Here is an 18,314-nt window from a genome sequence, read left to right as displayed (position 1 = left end):
ACTGCGTTTTTCACGGCCGAAGCCGAGTTGTCCGGTCCGCCATGCCCGGACCGCCGATCAAGTCGTCGTCTGGATGATCAGCGTCAGCATGCCGTCGCCGTCGACGTTGGCAGCGACAACCTGCGAGGAATCGAGCCCGTTCGCCGCCAGCGCCGATGCTGCCTGCGGCGACGCATCGATCGAGCTCTGCAGGGTAAGCAGATCTTCAACGCTGGTCTGAGTGATCACGGCCTCGGCTTGAGTCTTGAGTTCCGGAGGCAAATCCTCGAGCGCGACGATCGCAATGCCGGTAAAGTTCTGGTCGGTGAAACCTTGATCCGGCACGGCTTGATCCGGCGGCGTTTGGTCAGGCAGCATGGGATCGGGCGGCATCGGATCGGGCAGGGGCTCCTGGGCCGGGGGCGGGATTTGGGGAAGCTGCGGGTCGGTGGATTGCGCGTGAATCGGCTGCGCGAGGGCCAACCCCGAAAGGGCGGCAATTGTCGTCAATATGCGCATGATCTTTCCTTCCGTTTGCGCGAGGAGGACCACTCGGTGACCACTCAACCGTTGTGCCGGATTATGGTTCCCGGTCCGTCGCATCGCCCGGTCCGTCACACTGGTTGAGGCCCTGTCCGGATCCCTCGCGCGCAGTGGAAAGATGGAACGATTCCGACAGGCGTTCATTCTTCCTCGATCACACCTTGATCACAGGATCGGCGGGGCGCTGGACCTCGAGGAGAAAATCATGAGAATCAGCGAGTGCATGACACAGAATGTTCAGGTCGCCAGTCCGGACCAATCCTTGCAGGATGCCGCACGAGCCATGGCCGATCTTGACGCCGGTGTTCTGCCCGTCGGTGAGAATGACCGGCTGGTCGGGATGATCACGGACCGCGACATTGCCGTCCGTGGGATCGCGGAGGGCAAAGGCCCCGACGCCCAGGTCAGGGACGTTATGAGCGCCGAGGTACGATGCTGCTTTGACGACCAGGAAGTCGACGATGTCCTTCAGCACATGGGCAATCTCAAACTGCGGCGACTGCCGGTGATCAGCCGCGACCGACGGTTGGTTGGCATTGTCTCGCTCGGCGATCTCGCCACGAATGGCGAGGCGGCCTGGGCCGGCGAAGCGCTGGGCGGCATTTCGCAGCCGGGCGGCGACCATTCGCAGACGGCGCATTGATGGGTCATATGTGAGCTTGAAGTTCCTGCTCCATCGACGGCATTCGACGCTCAGGAATTTCGAATCCAAAACCGCATCGGATTCACGCCTTCGCAAGCCGACGTCGCGGTCCGCAACGCGCCATTCGGCGGCACCGGCCGGCGGAGGCTGCGGCTGCCGTTGAGGAAGCCGGCGATCCTCGTCGCCGACTTTGCCGAGGCGAAGGTTAGCAGCCGACCGTGACGGACGACGGGCTCGCCGCTCTCATTGTCCCAGATCTCGAACCGGCAGCTTGGGTTCGGTATGGCCTCGAAACGGTCCTTCATATCGATGATCCCTGTCGTTTGGTTGCCTCGGGCGGTCTAGAATGCCAGGGCTGGCTTCCGGTGCGCCTCTCGCGCTGTCCGCCGTCATGGAGCCGACGGTTCCGGGAACTCGAAGCCTCCGATCGTCGACTGTGATCGACGGGCCGAGGTTCTGCTATCCCGGCTTACGGATGGCTTACGGGCGTTTTTGGCTGCGCTCTTAGCAGCGGGCGCTCGCTCGCTCGGTGTCGCCTCGATTAGCTTGCCTTCGGCGGCGCGAGGCGCTGCACAACGTGGTCGGCGATCGCCAGGCTTGACGTCAGGCCAGGGCTCTCGATGCCGAACAGATTGACCAGACCCTCCACGCCGTGCACCGCCGCGTCCTGGATGACGAAGTCGGCATTGGCTTCGCTGGGACCGGAGAGTTTTGGCCGGATGCCGCTATAGGCCGGCTGCAGGCTGCCATCGGCCAGGTCCGGCCAGTATTTGCGGATTTCGTTGTAGAAGCGTTCGCCGCGAGCCGGGTCGACGCGATAGTCGAGTTGATCCGTCCATTCGACATCCGGCCCGAAGCGGGCGACGCCATCGAGGTCGAGCGTCAGATGCACGCCGAGCCCACCGGGTTCGGGCACGGGATAGACCAGCCGCGAGAAGGGCGCCCGGCCGGCGACCGAAAAATAGTTGCCCTTGGCGTAGCGAAGTTTTGGCACGAATTGCGGGTCGAGCCCGTCAAGCGAGCCGGCAAGCCCCGTGGCGCCAAGCCCGGCGGCGTTGAAGAAGCGCATGGTGGCGATTTCAAAGCGCTCGCCGCTGGTGACGTCGATCGTATCGAGAACGATGCGGCCCCGCTCGGCCCGCTCGATGCGGCCGGAGACGACGCGGGTGTTGAGGCTGAGCGCCGCCCCGTGCTCCTCGGCATCGCCCAGCAGCGCAAGCATCAGGGCGTGGCTGTCGATGATGCCGGTGGCGGGGGACAGCAGGGCCGAAGTGCACAGCAGCCTGGGCTCCAGCCTGCGCGCCGCTGCCGCGGTCAAGGGCGTCAGGTCGCCCGCGCCGCAAGCAGATGCGTTGGCTCGGATGGAAGCGAGCACCGGCTCCTGTTCGGCATCCGTCGCGACGATGAGCTTGCCGCAGCGCGCATGCGGGACCGCCCGCTCCTCGCAATAACGGTAGAGCTTCTCCCGGCCTGCCAGGCACAACCGCGCCTTCAGCGATCCGGCCGGATAGTAGATGCCGGCATGGATGACCTCGGAATTGCGCGAACTGATCCCGGTGCCGATGGCGTTCTCGGCCTCGAGGATCAGGGTGTCCATGCCGCAACGCGCCATGCCTCGCGCGATCGCGAGGCCAATGACGCCGGCGCCGGCGACGATGCAGTCGACATGGTCCATGATCAGGCCACCTCAGCCTTGTTGTTGTGCCTGCTGGTGAGCCGTTCGAGGGTCATGTCCCGGCGATGCACAGACGGTTTCGCGCAGGTTCTCGCGTTCCAGGCCTCGAAGTCGAAATTCTGCATACGTCTGCGTCCATCCGCCAGCCTCCCGAAATGGCTTGACACCGTTACAGGAAACAGATGCATCAAACAGCATCAATGCAAGAGGGAACCTGCCGATGCGCGCCGAACGGCGGCAGGATCCACGTCCCGCATACAGGACAGGAACCAGCATGGACGCCCGCCCGAATTCTCCCGAAGCCCGCGACATCAGCTACCACATGCATGGCTACACCAATGCCCGCAAGCATCAGGAGGCAGGGCCGCTCGTCATCGAGAAGGGCGACGGCATCTATGTCGAGGATCTGGCCGGTAACCGCTACATCGAGGCGATGGCGGGCCTTTGGAGCGTCGCGGTCGGTTTTTCCGAGAAGCGGCTGGTCGATGCGGCGGTGCGCCAGATGTCGAAGCTGCCTTACTATCACGACTTCGGCTCCAAATCGCATTCGCCGCTGATCGATCTTGCCGAGAAGCTTGTGCAGATGGCGCCGGTGCCGATGAGCAAGGCGTATTTCACCAATTCCGGCTCCGAGGCCAACGATACGGCCATGAAGATGATCTGGTACCGGTCGAATGCGCTCGGCCAGCCGGGACGCAAGAAGATCATCAGCCGCAATCGCGGCTATCACGGCGTCACCATCGCCGCGGCGAGCCTGACTGGACTGCCCAACAACCATATTTCGTTCGATCTGCCGATCGCCAATGTGCTGCACATTTCGACGCCGCACCACTGGCGCGAGGCGCTGCCGGGCGAGAGCGAACAGCAGTTTTCGAGCCGGCTTGCCGACGACTTGGAAAAGCTGATCCTGGCCGAGGGCCCGGAAACCATCGCCGCCTTCTTCGGCGAACCGATCATGGGCGCTGGCGGCGTCATCGTGCCGCCGGCCGGCTACTGGGAGAAGATCCAGGCGGTGCTGTCGAAATACGGCATCCTGCTCGTCGCCGACGAGGTCATCTGCGGCTTTGGCAGGACAGGCGAGATGTTCGGGTCGCAGACCTTCGGCATCAAGCCCGACATCATGGTGCTCTCCAAACAAATCTCGTCTTCCTACCTGCCGATCTCGGCGCTCCTCATCAACGAGAAAGTGTTCGAGCCGATTGCCGACGAAAGCAACCGAATCGGCACCTTCGGTCACGGCTTCACCGGCGGCGGCCATCCCGTTGCGGCGGCGGTCGCGTTCGAAAACCTGAAGCTGATCGAGGAGCGCGACCTTGTCGGCAATGCGCGCACGGTCGGCGCGCATATGCAGAAGCGGTTACGCAAGCTTGCTTCGCACCCGCTTGTCGGCGAGGTACGCGGCGTCGGCCTGATCGCGGCGGTCGAACTGGTCGGCGACAAGGCGAACAAGACGCCGTGGGGCGACGTCGGCGCGCTGGGCGGGCTCGTCAACGGCTTCATGCAGCAGAACGGCGTCATCTCGCGCAACATGGGCGATGCGCTGGCCTTCTGCCCGCCGCTGATCATCACCGAGCCGCAGGTCGATCAGATGATCGACGCGTTTGAAAGATCGCTCGAAGCCGCCGGCAAGCAGGTCGGATCACAGAGCTGATCGGGGTCGTCGGAACGAAGAGGCTGGAGCGCCACAAGGCCATGTCGCGCTCGACCTCACCGTATCGGTGAACAGCCCAAGCCTGCCATGGTCCTGTCTGCCGGCGCTACGTGGCGCTCCCAACGGCATCTGGAACCACTACCAGCTTGCCGACAAAATCCTTGGCGATGAAATCCGCCTGGGCGCGATGGAAATCGGACAGCCTGTAGACGCCGCCGACCAGCGGCCGGATCTTCTTGTCCTCGATGTAGCGGACGATACGGCGAAAGTCCGCCCGCGTGCCCTGGCTCGAGCCATGCAGCTGCAATTGCTTCAGGTACATGGTCCTGAGATCGAGCTGCACGACCGGGCCTGCGATGGCGCCGGCCGTCGTGTAGCGGCCTTCGGGCCGAAGAATGCGCAACAGGTCGTTGAAAATCGCGCCGCCGACGAGGTCGGCAACCACGTCGATCGGCTTGCCGCCGGTCGCCTCGTTGACCGCCGCGGGCAGGTCGGCGACGCCACGGGTGATCACCGCCTCGGCGCCGATGTCGCGCACGGCCTGTTCCTTGCCCTTGCCGACGACGGCATAGGGGATGGCGCCGCGCGCCCGCGCCAGCTGCACGATGCCCGAGCCGACGCCGCCCGACGCGCCGGTGACCAGCACGCGCTCGCCGGCCCTCAATGCGGCGCGTTCCAGCATCTGTTCGCCGGTGAGATAGGCGCAGCAGAAGGTGGCAAGTTCGACATCGGTCAGTTCGGTGTCGACGACATGCGCGTTCTCGGCCGGCACGGCCTGGTATTCGGCATAACCGCCATCGCGGCCATGGCCCATATAGTCAATGTCGGCGAGCGAATCGTCGTCGCGGTTGTAGATGGAGAAGTCGACCATCACCCGCTCGCCGATACGATCAGGCGAGACGCCGTCGCCGACGGCGACGATGTGGCCGACCGTGTCGGTGCCCTGGATGCGCGGGAAAGTCAGCGTGTTGCCTTGCCGCCGCCAGGTCGACACGGCGGCAGCGTCTTCTTCCGTGCCATACGCGCCCTGGCGCACCCAGACATCGGTGTTGTTCATACCGCAGGCAGTGACCTTGACCAGCACCTCGCCCGGCGCGGGCGAGGGCACTTTCACGTCGGTGCGGTAGACGAGCTTTTCTGGTCCGCCGTGCCCGGTGAGGAGTACGGCGGCCATAGTGGCGGGGAGGGTTTTGGTCATGGCATTCATGTCGGTTTCAGATGTTCGCAAACACGCTCTTCACCGCATCGGCCGTCTTCGCCACGACGATGTCGGCCTCTTCGCGGGTGAGGCACAGCGGCGGCGCGAAGCCGAGGATGTCGCCCTGCGGCATGGCGCGTCCGATGACGCCGCGCTCGCCAAGGGCGGTGGCGATCTGCGGCCCGATTTTCTGCGAGGCGTCGAAGAACACCCGGTCGTCCTTGTCGGCGACGAATTCGACCGCCGCCAGCATGCCGTCGCCGCGCACCTCGCCGACGTTTTTGTGACCGCCGACGGCCTTCGCCAGTTCGGCACGGAAATAGGCGCCGGTCTCGCCGGCGTTCCTCACCAGGTCCATCTCGTCGATCAGTTCCAGATTGGCCACCCCGGCGGCAACGCAGATCGGATGCGCCGAATAGGTCCAGCCATGACCTATGCTGCCGAGCTTGTCGGAACCCTGCACCAGCACCTGCCAGACCTTGTCCGAGACGATGACGCCCGACAGCGGCGCATAGGCCGAGGTCAGGCCCTTGGCGATGGTGATCAGGTCGGGCTTGATGCCGTAATGGTCGGACCCGAACATGGTGCCCAGCCGGCCGAAGCCGGTGACCACTTCGTCGGCGACCAGCAGCACATCGTATTTCTTCAGCACGCCTTGAATCTTCTCCCAATAGGAGGTGGGCGGCGGCACGATGCCGCCGGTGCCGAGGATCGGCTCGCCGATGAAGGCGGCGACCGTGTCCGGGCCTTCGGCGAGGATCATCTCCTCGAGCTTGTCGGCGCAGTGTTGGGAAAACTGCTCCTCGCTCAGCGAACGGTCGGCGCGGCGGAAATAATAGGGCGCCTCGGTGTGCAGGATCGGCGCGCGCGGCAGGTCGAAGGCGTTGTGGAACAGGTCGAGCCCGGTCAGTGATCCCGTCATGACGCCGGAGCCGTGATAGCCGCGCCAGCGCGAGATGATCTTCTTCTTCTCTGGCCGGCCGAGCACGTTGTTATAATACCAGATCAGCTTGATGTTGGTTTCGTTGGCATCGGAACCGGAGAGGCCGAAATAGACCCGCGACATGCCTTGCGGCGCCCGATCGATGATCATTTTGGCAAGCGTGATCGACGCCTCGGTGCCGTGGCCGACATAGGCATGGTAATAGGCGAGGTTCCTGGCTTGCGCGGCAATCGCGTCAGCGATCTTCTGACGGCCATAGCCGACATTGACGCAATAGAGGCCGGCGAATGCATCGATGCTCTTGCGCCCATTATTGTCCCAGATGGTGACGCCTTCGCCACCGGCGATCACGCGGGTTGGCGATTCACCGCGCGCGTGGGTGCCCATATGGGTCGAGGGATGGAAGAAGTGGTCGCGGTCCCAGGCGGCGAGTTCGTTGGACTGGTCGAGCATTTTTTTTACTCCTGAGGAAAAGTGTCGGGCGCGGTTCTAGGCGACGTCCAGGCAGAGATATTTAAGATCGGTAAAGGCTTCGAGCCCGTGGCGCGAGCCCTCGCGGCCGATGCCGGACTGCTTGACGCCGCCGAACGGGATCGGGGCGCCGGTGATCTTCACGCGGTTGATGGCGACCATACCGTAGTCGAGCGCGCGGCCCATGCGCAATTGGCGGGCGCCGTTGTCGGTGACGACATAGGCGACGAGGCCGTATTCGGTGGCATTGGCGCGGGCGACGACCTCGTCTTCGCTGTCGAAGGGCGTCACGGCGGCGACCGGACCAAAGGTTTCCTCGCGCATGATCAGCGCGCCGTCTCCAACATCGGCGAGCAGCGTCGGCTGGTAGAACAGCGGCCCGGCCGGATGCCGCTTGCCGCCGGTGAGGCAGCGCGCGCCGCCAGCCAGCGCATCGGCGACCTGCTCCTCGATCTTCTTGATGCCGCGCTCGTGCATCAACGGCCCGATGTCGGTGTCGTCGACCAGGCCATTGCCGGTTCGCAACGCCTCGATGCGCCTGGCAAAGGCGGCGCAAAAGCGATCGTAAAGCGGGCGTTGGACATAGATGCGGTTGGCGGCGAGGCAATCCTGGCCGGACGTGGCGAATTTGGCATCGACGGCGATGGTCACAGCCTTGTCAAGATCGGCGTCGGCGAAGACGATCAGCGGGGCGTGGCCGCCGAGCTCCATCACCAGCCGCTTCGTCGTCGCAGCACTTTGCGCGGCGATCAGCCTGCCGATTTCGGTCGAGCCGGTGAAGCTCATGGCGCGAATGCGAGCGTCTTCGCACATGCGCCCAACAATGGTCGAAGCCTTGCCGGTGAGAACGTTGAAGACGCCTGCCGGCAGGCCGGCGCGTTCGCCGAGTTCGGCCAGCGCCAGTGCCGACAGCGGCGTTTCCGACGAAGGATGCGCCACAACGGTGCAGCCGGCGGCAAGGGCGGCCGCCGCCTTGCGGGTCAGCATGGCCGCAGGAAAATTCCACGGGGTGACGACGCCGACGACGCCGAGCGGTTCGCGCCGCACCATCATCTCGGCATCAGGCAAATGGCTGGTGACGCTTTCGGCGTTGAGGCGTTTTGCCTCCTCGGCATACCATTCGACGAAGGAGGCAGCGTAGTCGATCTCGCCAAGCGATTCCTTGAGCGGCTTGCCCTGTTCGAGTGTCATCAAGAGCGCCAGGTCATCCTTGGCAGCGATGATCAGGTCGAACCATTTTCGCAGGATCTTCGAGCGTTCCTGCGGCAAAAGTCCCCGCCAGGCGAGAAAGGCGCGGGATGCCGCATCGATCGCCTTGCTCGTCTGCCTGATATCGAGTGCGGCAACCCAGGCGACAGTGGCGCCTGTGGCCGGATCGGTCACCTCGAAACTCTCGGCGGCCTCGCTCGCCGTCCAGTGGCCGTCGACATAGGCGAGTTCGCGCAGCAGCCGGCGGTCGGCAAGGCGATCAAGCGCTTCGTGGCGTAGTGGGCGAGCAAAATGCGCGGACATCGATCAAGTCTCCCGGTGTCGAGGCGATGCGGAGAGACTAGTCGCGCGGTGCAGACAGAGAGGCTGTTTCAGTGCCCGCGCGTAGAAAGATTGTCTCTATTGGGCTGCCGGAACGGACGATCTCTCTGGCCCTACCGTGGAGATTGGCTGAACCTCCTCAGCTTCGTCATCCCTGGGCGAAGCAGGAGCGAAGCTCCGTCGCGGAGACCCTGGGATCCATTCCGTGACCTTCGCTGAGGAATGCAGCGGAGCAGAATTCTGCACCGTGGCGGTGTTCTGATGTCGCGGCATGGATCCAGGGGTCTGCACCGCGTCGCTTCGCTCCTTGCTTCGCCCCAGGATGACGAAGTAACGGACGTTTCGGCCAATCTCCTGGGTGTGCGATCTGGCAATTTCGATTGGCCTCACGACTGCATCGGCGACAGATCGGCCACCGGAAGGACAATCTCCTCCTTCACCGTCTTGGTGACGATGTAGGTGAAGTAACGGTCGATGCCGATCTCGCGTTCGAGCAACGCGTCGACGAGCCGCTGGTAGGCGTCGATGTCGCGCGCCATCACTTTCAGCAGATAGTCGACGCCGCCGCCCACCGACCAGCAGGCGATGATTTCGGGGACGTCGCGGATGACGCGCTCGAAACGATCGAAATCGGCCTGGCGGTGGCTGGCCAGCGTCACCTCCATCAGTACGGTGGCGACCGGCGCGACGGCGCGCATCGCGATCCTTGCGTGATAGCCGGAGACGATGCCGGCCTTTTCCAGCTTGCGCAGCCGCATCCAGCACGGCGTCGGCGACAGGCCGACCTTGTCGGCGAGCGCCAGCTTGGTGATGCGGCCGTCGCGCTGGACCGCGTCGAGGATTTTGAGGTCGATCGGATCGAGTTTCGGTGCGGCCATGAGCGTCCACTTTTTCGTCGCCGACACCATGACGGCGCATTATTTCGATTGTCAATTGCACTGATTTCGATCTCTAATAAGTCATGACATTGTGGCGTCCAGATCCCGCGCTCATCCGGCGGCCGGCCTATCAGTCGCTTGCCGACCAGTTCGCGCGCGCCATCCATGACGGGCGGCTGGCCAACGGCGCGCGGCTGCCGACGCATCGCCGGCTGGCCGACGACCTGAAGCTCTCGGTGCAGACAGTCAGTCGTGCCTATGAGGAACTGATCCGCCGGGGCCTGGTCTCCGGCGAGATCGGCCGCGGCAGCTTCGTGCAGACGCAGCGCCGCGAGCCGGAGCCGCCATACCTGCCGGAGCGCCTTGGCGAGATCATCGATCTCTCCATCCTGAAGCCGGTCTGCGAGCCGATGCATCTGGAGCGGCTGAAGCAGGCGCTTGGCTGGCTGGCCGAGAACCTGCCGTCGAGCTCGGCGCTGTCGTTCCGGCCGAACATGGTGTTCCCGCGTCACCGCGCGGTGGCGGTCGAGTGGCTGCGGCTGTGCGGTCTCGATGTGTCCGCGCAGAATGTCAGCCTGACCAACGGCGCCACAGCCGGGATGACGGTGGCGCTGATGAGCGTGGCGCCGCCCGGTTCGACCGTCGCCACCGAGGCGATCGGCCACCACACGCTGATCCCGCTGGCGCGCTATCTCGGTTTCAACCTCGAGGGCCTGCCGATCGACGACAACGGCCTCATCCCGGAGGCGCTCGACGAGGCGTGCCGGCTTTCCGACATCCGCGCCGTGTTCGTGCAGCCCTCGGTGATCAACCCGACCGCAACGCTGATGGACGCCGCGCGGCGCGAGCAGATCGCCGCGGTGGCGCGCAGGCACGACATCGCCATCATCGAAAACGATGTGCTCGGCCCGCTGGTCGAAGGCCGTCCGCCGCCGGTCGCCGCCTTCGCGCCCGAGCGCACGCTCTATGTCACTTCCTTCACCAAGATCGTGGTGCCGGGACTGCGCATCGGCTATCTCGCGGCGCCCGACCGTTATGTCGCCGCCGTCGCCAACCGGCATCTCGTCTCCAACTGGATGGCAACGCCGCTGGTGGCGGAGATCGCCACCAAATGGGTGACCGACGGCACGGCGATGGAACTCGTGCGCTGGCAGCGTTCGGCGCTGCGGCGGCGGCAGGAGATCGCGGCGCAAGTGCTTGCCGGGGTCGACTATCGCGTCCATCGCGACGGATTGCATCTGTGGCTGCAGCTGCCGGGCGACCGCGCCGAGGAGAGTTTCGTCTCACAGGCCCGACTGCAGGGCGTGGCGATCGCGCCAGGCACATCGTTCCGCATCTCGGCGGCGCCCTGGCAGCCGGCGGTTCGTATCTCGCTGGGCTCGACCACCGAGGGAGAGTTGCGCGCCGGCCTCAGCGTCGTCACCAAGCTTCTGCTCGGCGATCCGGAGCATCTTCTGCTGGCTATTTAGCTGGCGATTTGCTGCAAAACTGTGCGGAATCGAAAACATTGTAATGATATTATTTTACCGATTGACATGATTTGCCGCGTTCCGCATCGTTAGGGCACAGGCCCTTCTCCAGAACGGGGAAATTCAGTGTCCGCGCCCATCATCAAGATCGACGCCATTTCGAAGAGCTTCGGCACCTTCAAGGTACTGGACGGCCTGTCGATGCAGGTCATGCCGCGCGAGAAGCTGGCGCTGATCGGCCCATCCGGCTCGGGCAAGACGACGATCCTGCGCATCCTGATGACGCTGGAGAGGATCGACAGCGGCCACATCCAGATCGACGGCGAGCAGCTTTACCACATGGAGCGCAACGGTCAGTTGCTGGCTGCCGACGAACGGCACCTGGCAAGAATGCGCCAGAAGATCGGCATGGTCTTCCAGCTGTTCAACCTGTTTCCGCACAAAAGCGTCATCGACAACGTCACGCTGGCGCCGATCCTGACCAAGGGCATGCCGCGCGCCGCCGCCGAAAAACGGGCGATGGAACTGCTCGACATGGTCGGCATGGCCGACAAGGCTAAAAGCATGCCTGCGCAGCTCTCCGGCGGGCAGAAGCAGCGTGTGGCGATTGCCCGGGCACTCGCATTGCAGCCCAGGATCATGCTGTTCGACGAGGTGACATCGGCGCTCGATCCGGAACTGGTCGAGGAGGTGCTGAACGTCTTGTGGCGGCTCTGCTCCGAGACCGACATGACCATGCTGCTGGTCACCCACGAAATGGGTTTTGCCCATGATTTCGCCGACCGGGTGCTGTTCTTCGATCGCGGCAGAATAGTCGAGGAAGGCAAGCCCGACGAGATTTTCCGCAATCCCAAGCAGGAGCGCACGCAAGGCTTCCTGAAGAAGATCATCGCGGCCGGACATCGTGTCTGACCGTCATGTCAGAGGCGGCAAAGCCGTCTCGACCAAAGCAAACCAAGAAGAGAAGCAAGGAGTTGGGAACAATGAAGAAACTTGGCATTCTGGCAGGCGTGGCCGGTGTAGCACTGACCGCGATCCTGGCCGCCTCGACAGCGGGATCAGCCGACGAAGGCAAGCTCGAAGAGCTCAAGGCACAGGGCTTCGCCCGCGTCGCCATTGCCAATGAGCCGCCCTATACGGCGGTTGCGGCCGACGGCAAGGTTTCGGGCGCGGCGCCCGATGTGGCGCGCGAAATCTTCAAGCGCCTCGGCGTCAACGACATCGTCGCCTCGATCTCGGAATATGGCGCCATGATCCCCGGCCTGCAGGCCGGCCGTTTCGATGTCGTCACCGCAGGCCTGTTCATGAAGCCGGAGCGTTGCGCTGCGGTCGTCTATTCGGAGCCGGTGCTGTGCGACGCCGAGGCGATGCTGGTCAAGAAGGGCAATCCGAAGGGCTTCAAGAGCTACGAGGATGTTGCCAAGGACACGAGCGCGACGATCGGGGCGCCGGGCGGCGGCACCGAGGAGAAGCTGGCGCTCACTGCCGGCGTGCCGCGTGACCGCGTCATCGTCGTGCCGGACGGCCAGAGCGGCCTGAAGATGCTGCAGGACGGCCGCATCGACGCCTATTCGCTGCCGGTGCTGTCGATCAACGATCTGGTCAAGAAGGCCAACGATCCGAACCTCGAAGTCGTCGCCCCGGTGGTCGGCGCGCCGGTCTATTGTGACGGCGCGGCCTTCAAGAAGGGCGACGAGGCGCTGCGCGACGCCTATGACGTCGAGTTGGCCAAGCTGAAGGAGTCCGGTGAATTCGCCAAGATCATCGAGCCCTACGGCTTCTCGGCGGCGGCGGCGATGTCGACGAGCCGCGACAAACTCTGCTCGGCGAAGTAGGCGCTGCCCCCTCATCCGGCCGCTTCGCCGGCCACCTTCTCCCCAATGGGGAGAAGAGGCTGGCGCCGGCGTTGCAAGCTTCCTCTCCCCTCGGGGAGAGGTCGCCCGAGCGAAGCGGAGGGCGGGTGAGGGGGACTTCGACAAACGTCCAGGTAGGACAATTCACCAATGACCCAATGGTCCGGCTATTTCGGCCTGATATTGCAGGGAGCGCTGATCACCATCGAGCTGACGCTGATGGGGTCGGTGCTTGCCCTGGTCATGGCCTTTCTCGCCGGGTTGGGGCGGCTGTCGCGTTTTTTCGCCATTCGGGCGCTGGCTACCGCCTATATCGAATTCTTCCGCGGCACGTCGATCTTCGTGCAGCTGTTCTGGGCCTATTTCGTGCTGCCTTTTGCCGGCCTATCGCTGACGCCGCTGCAGGCCGGCGTGCTGGCGCTCGGCCTCAATGTCGGCGCCTATGCGGCGGAGGTGGTGCGCGGCGCCATCCAGTCGATCGGCCGCGAACAGTACGAGGCCTGCACCGCGCTCAATCTCGGCCGCTGGCAAGCCATGCGCCATGTCATCCTGCCGCAGGCGCTGCTGGTCATGCTGCCGACCTTCGGCAACAACGCCATCGAATTGCTCAAGGCCACCGCCGTCGTCTCGCTCATCTCGCTCACCGACCTGACCTTCCAGGCGCAAGTGGTGCGCTCGCAGACCGGCAACACGCTGGTGCCGTTCACCACCATCCTGATCATCTATTTCGTCCTTGCGCTGATCATTTCTTGGGGCGTGCGTTCGCTCGAACGCCGCATGGCGCGCGGCCTCGACGGGGTGCGCGTCTGATGGAGTGGGCCCTGTAATGGAATGGGATTGGAATTTCGTCCGGGAAATCATGCCGACGCTGATCCAGGGCGTGAAGATCACCATCCTGGCGACGCTGCTCGGCTCGGTTCTGGCGGCGATCGTCGGGCTGGCCATCGCGCTGGCGCGGCGCTCGCCGAACAGGGGCTTGTCGCGCACCGTCGGCTTCCTTGCCGAGTTCATCCGCGGCACGCCGCTCTTGGTGCAGCTCTATTTCATCTTCTACGTGCTGCCCGACATCGGCATTCTCTTGCCGCCGCTGGTGGCGGGCGTCATCGGCCTCGGCCTGCACTACGGCACCTATACGGCCGAGGTCTACCGGGCAGGCATCGACAATGTGCCGCGCGGCCAGTGGGAAGCCGCCAAGGCCTGCAATCTCAACGCCAGGCAGACTTGGACGCACATTATCATGCCGCAGGCGATTCCACCGATGATCCCGGCGCTTGCCAACTACTTCATCGCCATGTTCAAGGAGACGCCGCTGCTGTCGGCGATCACCGTGCTGGAACTGATGAACCAGGCCAAGAGCGTCGCCAACACCTATTACCGCTATGTCGAGCCGATGACGCTGGTCGGCGCCTTCTTCCTCGTCATCAGCCTATTCTCGGTCGTCCTGCTGCGCTGGCTGGAGCATCGCTACGGCAAGATCGAGAGGTAGCCCTTCATGAGACCCTTGCCCGAAATCAGACTGACGCCGACACGGCCGGCGCTCGATGCGCGTCCCCTGGAAAAGCGCGTCGGCTTGATCATCCTTGCCACCGACCATACGACCGAACCGGATTTTCGCCGCATGGTGGCGAGCGACCGGATCGGCGTCTATGTCGCGCGCATCCCCTACGCCAATCCGACGACGCCGGAGAGTTTGCGCAAGATGCAGCCGTCGCTGACGGCGGGCGCGGCACTCATCCTGCCCGATGAGCCGCTCGATGCGATCTGCTATTCCTGCACCTCGGCCTCCGTGGTCATCGGCGATGCCGAGATCGAGGCGGCGGTGCAGGCGGCCAAGCCCGGCGTGCCTGTGGTCACGCCGCCGATGGCAGGAGTGCGCGGCTTGAAGGCGCTGGGCGCCAGGACGATCAGCATCCTCACCCCCTACACGGTCGAGACCAGCCGGCCAATGGCCGCCTATTTTGTGGCGCACGGTTTCGAGATCGCCAGCTTCACCTGCCTCGGCTTCGAGGACGATCGCGAGATGGCACGGATTGCGCTGGCGTCGCTGGTCGATCTGGCACGCGAGGCGACCGATGCGCAAGCGGACGCGCTGTTCGTCTCCTGCACGGCGCTGCGGGCAGCACTTGCCGTGGTCGGCATGGAAGAGGCGATCGGCCGCCCGGTCGTCACCAGCAACCAGGCGACAGCCTGGAATTGCCTGCGGCTGTGCGGCGACGACGAGCCGCGCGCCGAGTTCGGCCGTCTGATGACGCTGCCTTTGAATTGATCGCGGAGCAAAGGTCATGACCGCGAACGACATCACTCTCTCCGATATCCGCGCGGCGCGCGAGCGCGTCGCAGGTAAGGTCGAGCGCACGCCGACCGTGCTTTCCCCGAGTCTTTCCGGGCATTTGGGTGCGCCTGTTTATCTCAAGCTCGAACATCGGCAGACCACCGGCAGCTTCAAACTGCGCGGTGCCTCGAATGCCATCGCGTCGCTGAACACCGAGGAGAAGGCGCGCGGCGTGGTCGCCGCCTCGACCGGCAATCACGGCCGGGCGCTGGCGCATGCGGCGAAGCTTGAGGGCATGCGTGCGACGATCTGCATGTCGCGGCTGGTGCGGCAGAATAAGCTCGACGAGATCCGCCGGCTCGGCGCCGAAATCCGTATCGTCGGCAACAGCCAGGACGATGCGCAGCAGGAGGTCGAACGGCTGGTCGCGGAAGACGGGCTGGTGATGCTGCCGCCCTTCGACCATCCTGATATCATAGCCGGGCAAGGGACGCTCGGGCTGGAGATCATCGAGCAGGTTGCGGATGCCGCCCTGGTGCTGGTGCCGCTTTCCGGCGGCGGGCTGGCGGCGGGTGTCGCCGCGGCTGTGAAGGGCGTCAGCCCCGGCACCAAGGTCATCGGCGTTTCGATGGCGCGGGGTGCCGCGATGAAGGCGAGCCTCGACGCCGGCCGGCCGGTGCTGGTCGAGGAACTGCCGACGCTGGCGGATTCGCTCGGCGGCGGCATAGGCCTCGACAACCGGCTGACCTTCTCCATGTGCCGCGACCTGCTCGACGACGTGATCCTGCTCAGCGAGGACGAGATCGCCGCCGGCATCCGCCATGCCTACGAACAGGAGCGCGAGATCGTCGAGGGCGCCGGCGCGGTCGGCATCGCCGCCGTGCTTGCTGGCAAGGTCAGGGCGAGCGGACCCACTGTGCTCATCCTGTCGGGCCGCAACATCGACATGACGCTGCACAGGAAAGTCGTTTGCGGCGAAGCAATTGAGGAGCGCGCCGCATGAGCCGGATGACGATACTCACCGAAGCCGACTTGCGCGCGATCGTGAAGCTCGATCTCGACGCCGTCGCCTGCGTCGAAAATGCGTTCCGCGCGCTTGCCACCTTGCCGGTGGCGATGCCGCCGATCCTGCGGCTCGACATTCCCGAGCATCGCGGCGAGGTCGACGTCAAGACCGCCTATGTGCCAGGCATTGACGGTTTTGCGATCAAGATCAGCCCCGGCTTCTTCGACAATCCGAAGCTCGGCCTGCCCAGCGTCAACGGCATGATGGTGTTGCTGTCGTCAAAAACCGGACTGGTCGAGGCGCTGCTGCTCGACAACGGTTATCTAACCGATATCCGCACAGCGGCGGCCGGAGCGGTCGCTGCGAAACATCTTTCGCGAGCTGATTCATCGATTGCCGCGATCTTCGGCGCCGGCGTCCAGGCGGGACTGCAACTCGAGGCGCTGATGCTGGTGCGGCCGATCAGCGAGGCCCGCATCTGGGCCAGGGACGCCGTCAAGGCCGAGGCTGCGGCGGATACATTGCGCGAAAGACTGGGCATCGCCGTGCGTGCCGAACCCGACGCGGCAAAGGCAGCGGCCGGCGCCGACATCATCGTTACCACGACGCCGTCGACCGAGCCGCTGATCAAGGCCGGTTTTATTGCGGCCGGCCAGCACATCACCGCCATGGGTTCCGACGCCGAGCACAAGAACGAGATCGCGCCGGCGATCCTGCGCATGGCCGATCTCTACGTCGCCGACAGCGCGAAACAGGCGCGGCTGCTGGGCGAACTGCATCATGCCATCGCGGCGGGCGTGATGGCGGCCGATGCCGAAATTACCGAGCTCGGCCAGATCATCGCCGGCGAAAGACACGGCCGGCGCTCTCCCAGCGACATCACCATCGCCGACCTCACCGGCACCGGCGTGCAGGACACGGCGATCGCCACGCTCGCCCGCGACCGTGCCCGGGCGGCGAACGCAGGTACGATTTTCGAAAGCTGATGCTGGCCGCAAGGCCCAACAAACAAGGACCAAGAACAATGCAGCCCAACCTGAAATTTTCGCGCGGCGAATATGCGGACCGCCTCGCCAAGACCCGAAAAGCCATGGCGGCCAAGGGCGTCGATCTCCTGATTGTCAGCGATCCGTCCAACATGGCCTGGCTGACCGGCTATGACGGCTGGTCGTTCTACGTGCACCAGGCCGTCATCGTGCCGCCGTCGGGCGAGCCTTTATGGTACGGGCGCGGCCAGGACGCCAACGGCGCCAAGCGCACCGCCTATCTCGCGCACGACAACATCGTTGGCTATGCCGACCATTATGTGCAGTCGACCGAGCGCCACCCGATGGACTACCTCGCCAGCGTGCTCAGCGATCGCGGCTGGGGCAAGCTCAGCATCGGGGTCGAGATGGACAATTACTGGTTCTCGGCCGCTGCCTTCGCTTCGCTGCAGAAACACATGCCCAGCGCCCGCTTCGTCGACGCCACGGCACTCGTTAACTGGCAGCGCGCGGTGAAGAGCCCGACCGAGATCGATTATATGCGCAAGGCGGCCCGCATCGTCGAAGCGATGCACCAGCGCATCGTCGACAGAATAGAAGTCGGCATGCGCAAATGCGATCTGGTCGCCGAGATCTATGATGCCGGCACGCGCGGCGTCGACGGCATCGGCGGCGACTATCCGGCGATCGTGCCGCTGCTGCCGTCGGGCGCTGACGCGTCGGCGCCGCATCTGACCTGGGACGACAAGCCGATGAAATCGGGCGAGGGCACCTTCTTCGAGATCGCCGGCTGCTACAACAGGTACCACTGTCCTCTTTCCCGGACTGTGTTCCTTGGCAAACCCACGCAGGAATTCCTCGACGCCGAGAAGGCGACGCTGGAAGGCATGGAGGCAGGGCTTGCGGCGGCAAAGCCCGGCAACACATGCGAGGACATCGCCAACGCCTTCTTCGCGGTGCTGAAGAGATACGGCATCGTCAAGGACAACCGCACTGGCTATCCGATCGGGCTGTCCTATCCGCCGGACTGGGGCGAACGCACGATGAGCCTGCGCCCCGGCGACCGCACCGAGCTGAAGCCCGGCATGACCTTCCACTTCATGACCGGCCTGTGGCTGGAGACGATGGGGCTCGAGATTACCGAATCCATCCTGATCACCGAGACCGGCGTCGAGTGCCTGGCCAATGTGCCGCGCAAGTTGGTGGTGAAGAATTGA

The 18,314-nt window shown here is 64.5% G+C and carries 17 protein-coding genes; 11 read left to right on the top strand and 6 right to left on the bottom strand.

Annotated features, from left to right (window positions below; all coding sequences use genetic code 11):
* Positions 1 to 57: 57 nt before the first annotated feature.
* Positions 58 to 498 carry a hypothetical protein gene (locus tag EJ066_RS29010; protein WP_126043323.1) on the bottom strand — a complete coding sequence of 147 codons (441 nt, stop codon included), beginning with the start codon at positions 496 to 498 and terminating at the stop codon, positions 58 to 60.
* Between the two features lie 229 nt (positions 499 to 727).
* On the opposite strand from EJ066_RS29010, the gene EJ066_RS29005 reads away from it, so the two are divergent.
* Positions 728 to 1,165, top strand: a complete 438-nt coding sequence (locus tag EJ066_RS29005; RefSeq protein WP_126043322.1) for a CBS domain-containing protein — start codon at positions 728 to 730, stop codon at positions 1,163 to 1,165.
* Positions 1,166 to 1,706: 541 nt separating this feature from the next.
* On the opposite strand, the gene EJ066_RS29000 is transcribed toward EJ066_RS29005, so the two are convergent.
* Entirely contained in the window at positions 1,707 to 2,840 is a 1,134-nt protein-coding gene (locus EJ066_RS29000; RefSeq protein ID WP_126043321.1) for an NAD(P)/FAD-dependent oxidoreductase, read from the bottom strand.
* 274 nt (positions 2,841 to 3,114) lie between these two features.
* On the opposite strand from EJ066_RS29000, the gene EJ066_RS28995 reads away from it, so the two are divergent.
* A complete protein-coding gene (locus EJ066_RS28995; protein WP_126043320.1) occupies positions 3,115 to 4,491 on the top strand; it encodes an aspartate aminotransferase family protein in 1,377 nt (458 codons plus the stop codon).
* 106 nt (positions 4,492 to 4,597) lie between these two features.
* On the opposite strand, the gene EJ066_RS28990 is transcribed toward EJ066_RS28995, so the two are convergent.
* From EJ066_RS28990 to EJ066_RS28970, 4 genes are all read right to left on the bottom strand, one after another.
* Positions 4,598 to 5,698, bottom strand: a complete 1,101-nt coding sequence (locus EJ066_RS28990) for an alcohol dehydrogenase family protein (protein WP_126043319.1) — start codon at positions 5,696 to 5,698, stop codon at positions 4,598 to 4,600.
* A gap of 7 nt (positions 5,699 to 5,705) precedes the next feature.
* Positions 5,706 to 7,085: an aspartate aminotransferase family protein gene (locus EJ066_RS28985; RefSeq protein WP_126043318.1), complete on the bottom strand. Its 1,380-nt coding sequence runs from the start codon at positions 7,083 to 7,085 to the stop codon at positions 5,706 to 5,708.
* Positions 7,086 to 7,121: 36 nt separating this feature from the next.
* Positions 7,122 to 8,615, bottom strand: a complete 1,494-nt coding sequence (locus tag EJ066_RS28980) for an NAD-dependent succinate-semialdehyde dehydrogenase (protein ID WP_126043317.1) — start codon at positions 8,613 to 8,615, stop codon at positions 7,122 to 7,124.
* A gap of 404 nt (positions 8,616 to 9,019) precedes the next feature.
* Entirely contained in the window at positions 9,020 to 9,511 is a 492-nt protein-coding gene (locus EJ066_RS28970) for an Lrp/AsnC family transcriptional regulator (protein WP_126043315.1), read from the bottom strand.
* A gap of 83 nt (positions 9,512 to 9,594) precedes the next feature.
* Between EJ066_RS28970 and EJ066_RS28965 the strand changes: the two genes are divergently transcribed.
* From EJ066_RS28965 to doeA, 9 genes are all read left to right on the top strand, one after another.
* The gene (locus tag EJ066_RS28965; protein ID WP_126043314.1) at positions 9,595 to 10,980 is read left to right on the top strand and encodes a PLP-dependent aminotransferase family protein; all 1,386 of its coding nucleotides are present in this window, start codon (positions 9,595 to 9,597) and stop codon (positions 10,978 to 10,980) included.
* Positions 10,981 to 11,106: 126 nt separating this feature from the next.
* Positions 11,107 to 11,892, top strand: a complete 786-nt coding sequence (gene ehuA / locus EJ066_RS28960) for an ectoine/hydroxyectoine ABC transporter ATP-binding protein EhuA (RefSeq protein WP_126043313.1) — start codon at positions 11,107 to 11,109, stop codon at positions 11,890 to 11,892.
* Between the two features lie 71 nt (positions 11,893 to 11,963).
* A complete protein-coding gene (gene ehuB / locus EJ066_RS28955) occupies positions 11,964 to 12,815 on the top strand; it encodes an ectoine/hydroxyectoine ABC transporter substrate-binding protein EhuB (protein ID WP_126043312.1) in 852 nt (283 codons plus the stop codon).
* 168 nt (positions 12,816 to 12,983) lie between these two features.
* The gene (ehuC, locus tag EJ066_RS28950) at positions 12,984 to 13,643 is read left to right on the top strand and encodes an ectoine/hydroxyectoine ABC transporter permease subunit EhuC (RefSeq protein WP_126043311.1); all 660 of its coding nucleotides are present in this window, start codon (positions 12,984 to 12,986) and stop codon (positions 13,641 to 13,643) included.
* 16 nt (positions 13,644 to 13,659) lie between these two features.
* Positions 13,660 to 14,319 (top strand): ectoine/hydroxyectoine ABC transporter permease subunit EhuD, encoded by a 660-nt coding sequence (gene ehuD, locus EJ066_RS28945; RefSeq protein WP_126043310.1) that lies wholly within the window; start codon positions 13,660 to 13,662, stop codon positions 14,317 to 14,319.
* A 6-nt stretch (positions 14,320 to 14,325) separates the two neighbouring features.
* Positions 14,326 to 15,099, top strand: coding sequence for an ectoine utilization protein EutA (gene eutA, locus EJ066_RS28940; protein ID WP_126043309.1), 774 nt, complete (start codon positions 14,326 to 14,328; stop codon positions 15,097 to 15,099).
* A 16-nt stretch (positions 15,100 to 15,115) separates the two neighbouring features.
* Positions 15,116 to 16,108, top strand: coding sequence for a hydroxyectoine utilization dehydratase EutB (gene eutB / locus EJ066_RS28935; protein WP_126043308.1), 993 nt, complete (start codon positions 15,116 to 15,118; stop codon positions 16,106 to 16,108).
* On the top strand, positions 16,105 to 17,097 hold the full coding sequence (gene eutC, locus EJ066_RS28930; RefSeq protein WP_126043307.1) for an ectoine utilization protein EutC: 993 nt from the start codon (positions 16,105 to 16,107) through the stop codon (positions 17,095 to 17,097). The genes eutB and eutC overlap by 4 nt, the downstream gene beginning before the upstream one ends.
* A 38-nt stretch (positions 17,098 to 17,135) precedes the next feature.
* Positions 17,136 to 18,314: an ectoine hydrolase DoeA gene (gene doeA / locus EJ066_RS28925; RefSeq protein ID WP_126043306.1), complete on the top strand. Its 1,179-nt coding sequence runs from the start codon at positions 17,136 to 17,138 to the stop codon at positions 18,312 to 18,314.

The organism is Mesorhizobium sp. M9A.F.Ca.ET.002.03.1.2 (assembly GCF_003952365.1).
Taxonomy (GTDB): Bacteria; Pseudomonadota; Alphaproteobacteria; order Rhizobiales; family Rhizobiaceae; genus Mesorhizobium.
This window is presented reverse-complemented; position numbering and strand designations above follow the sequence as displayed.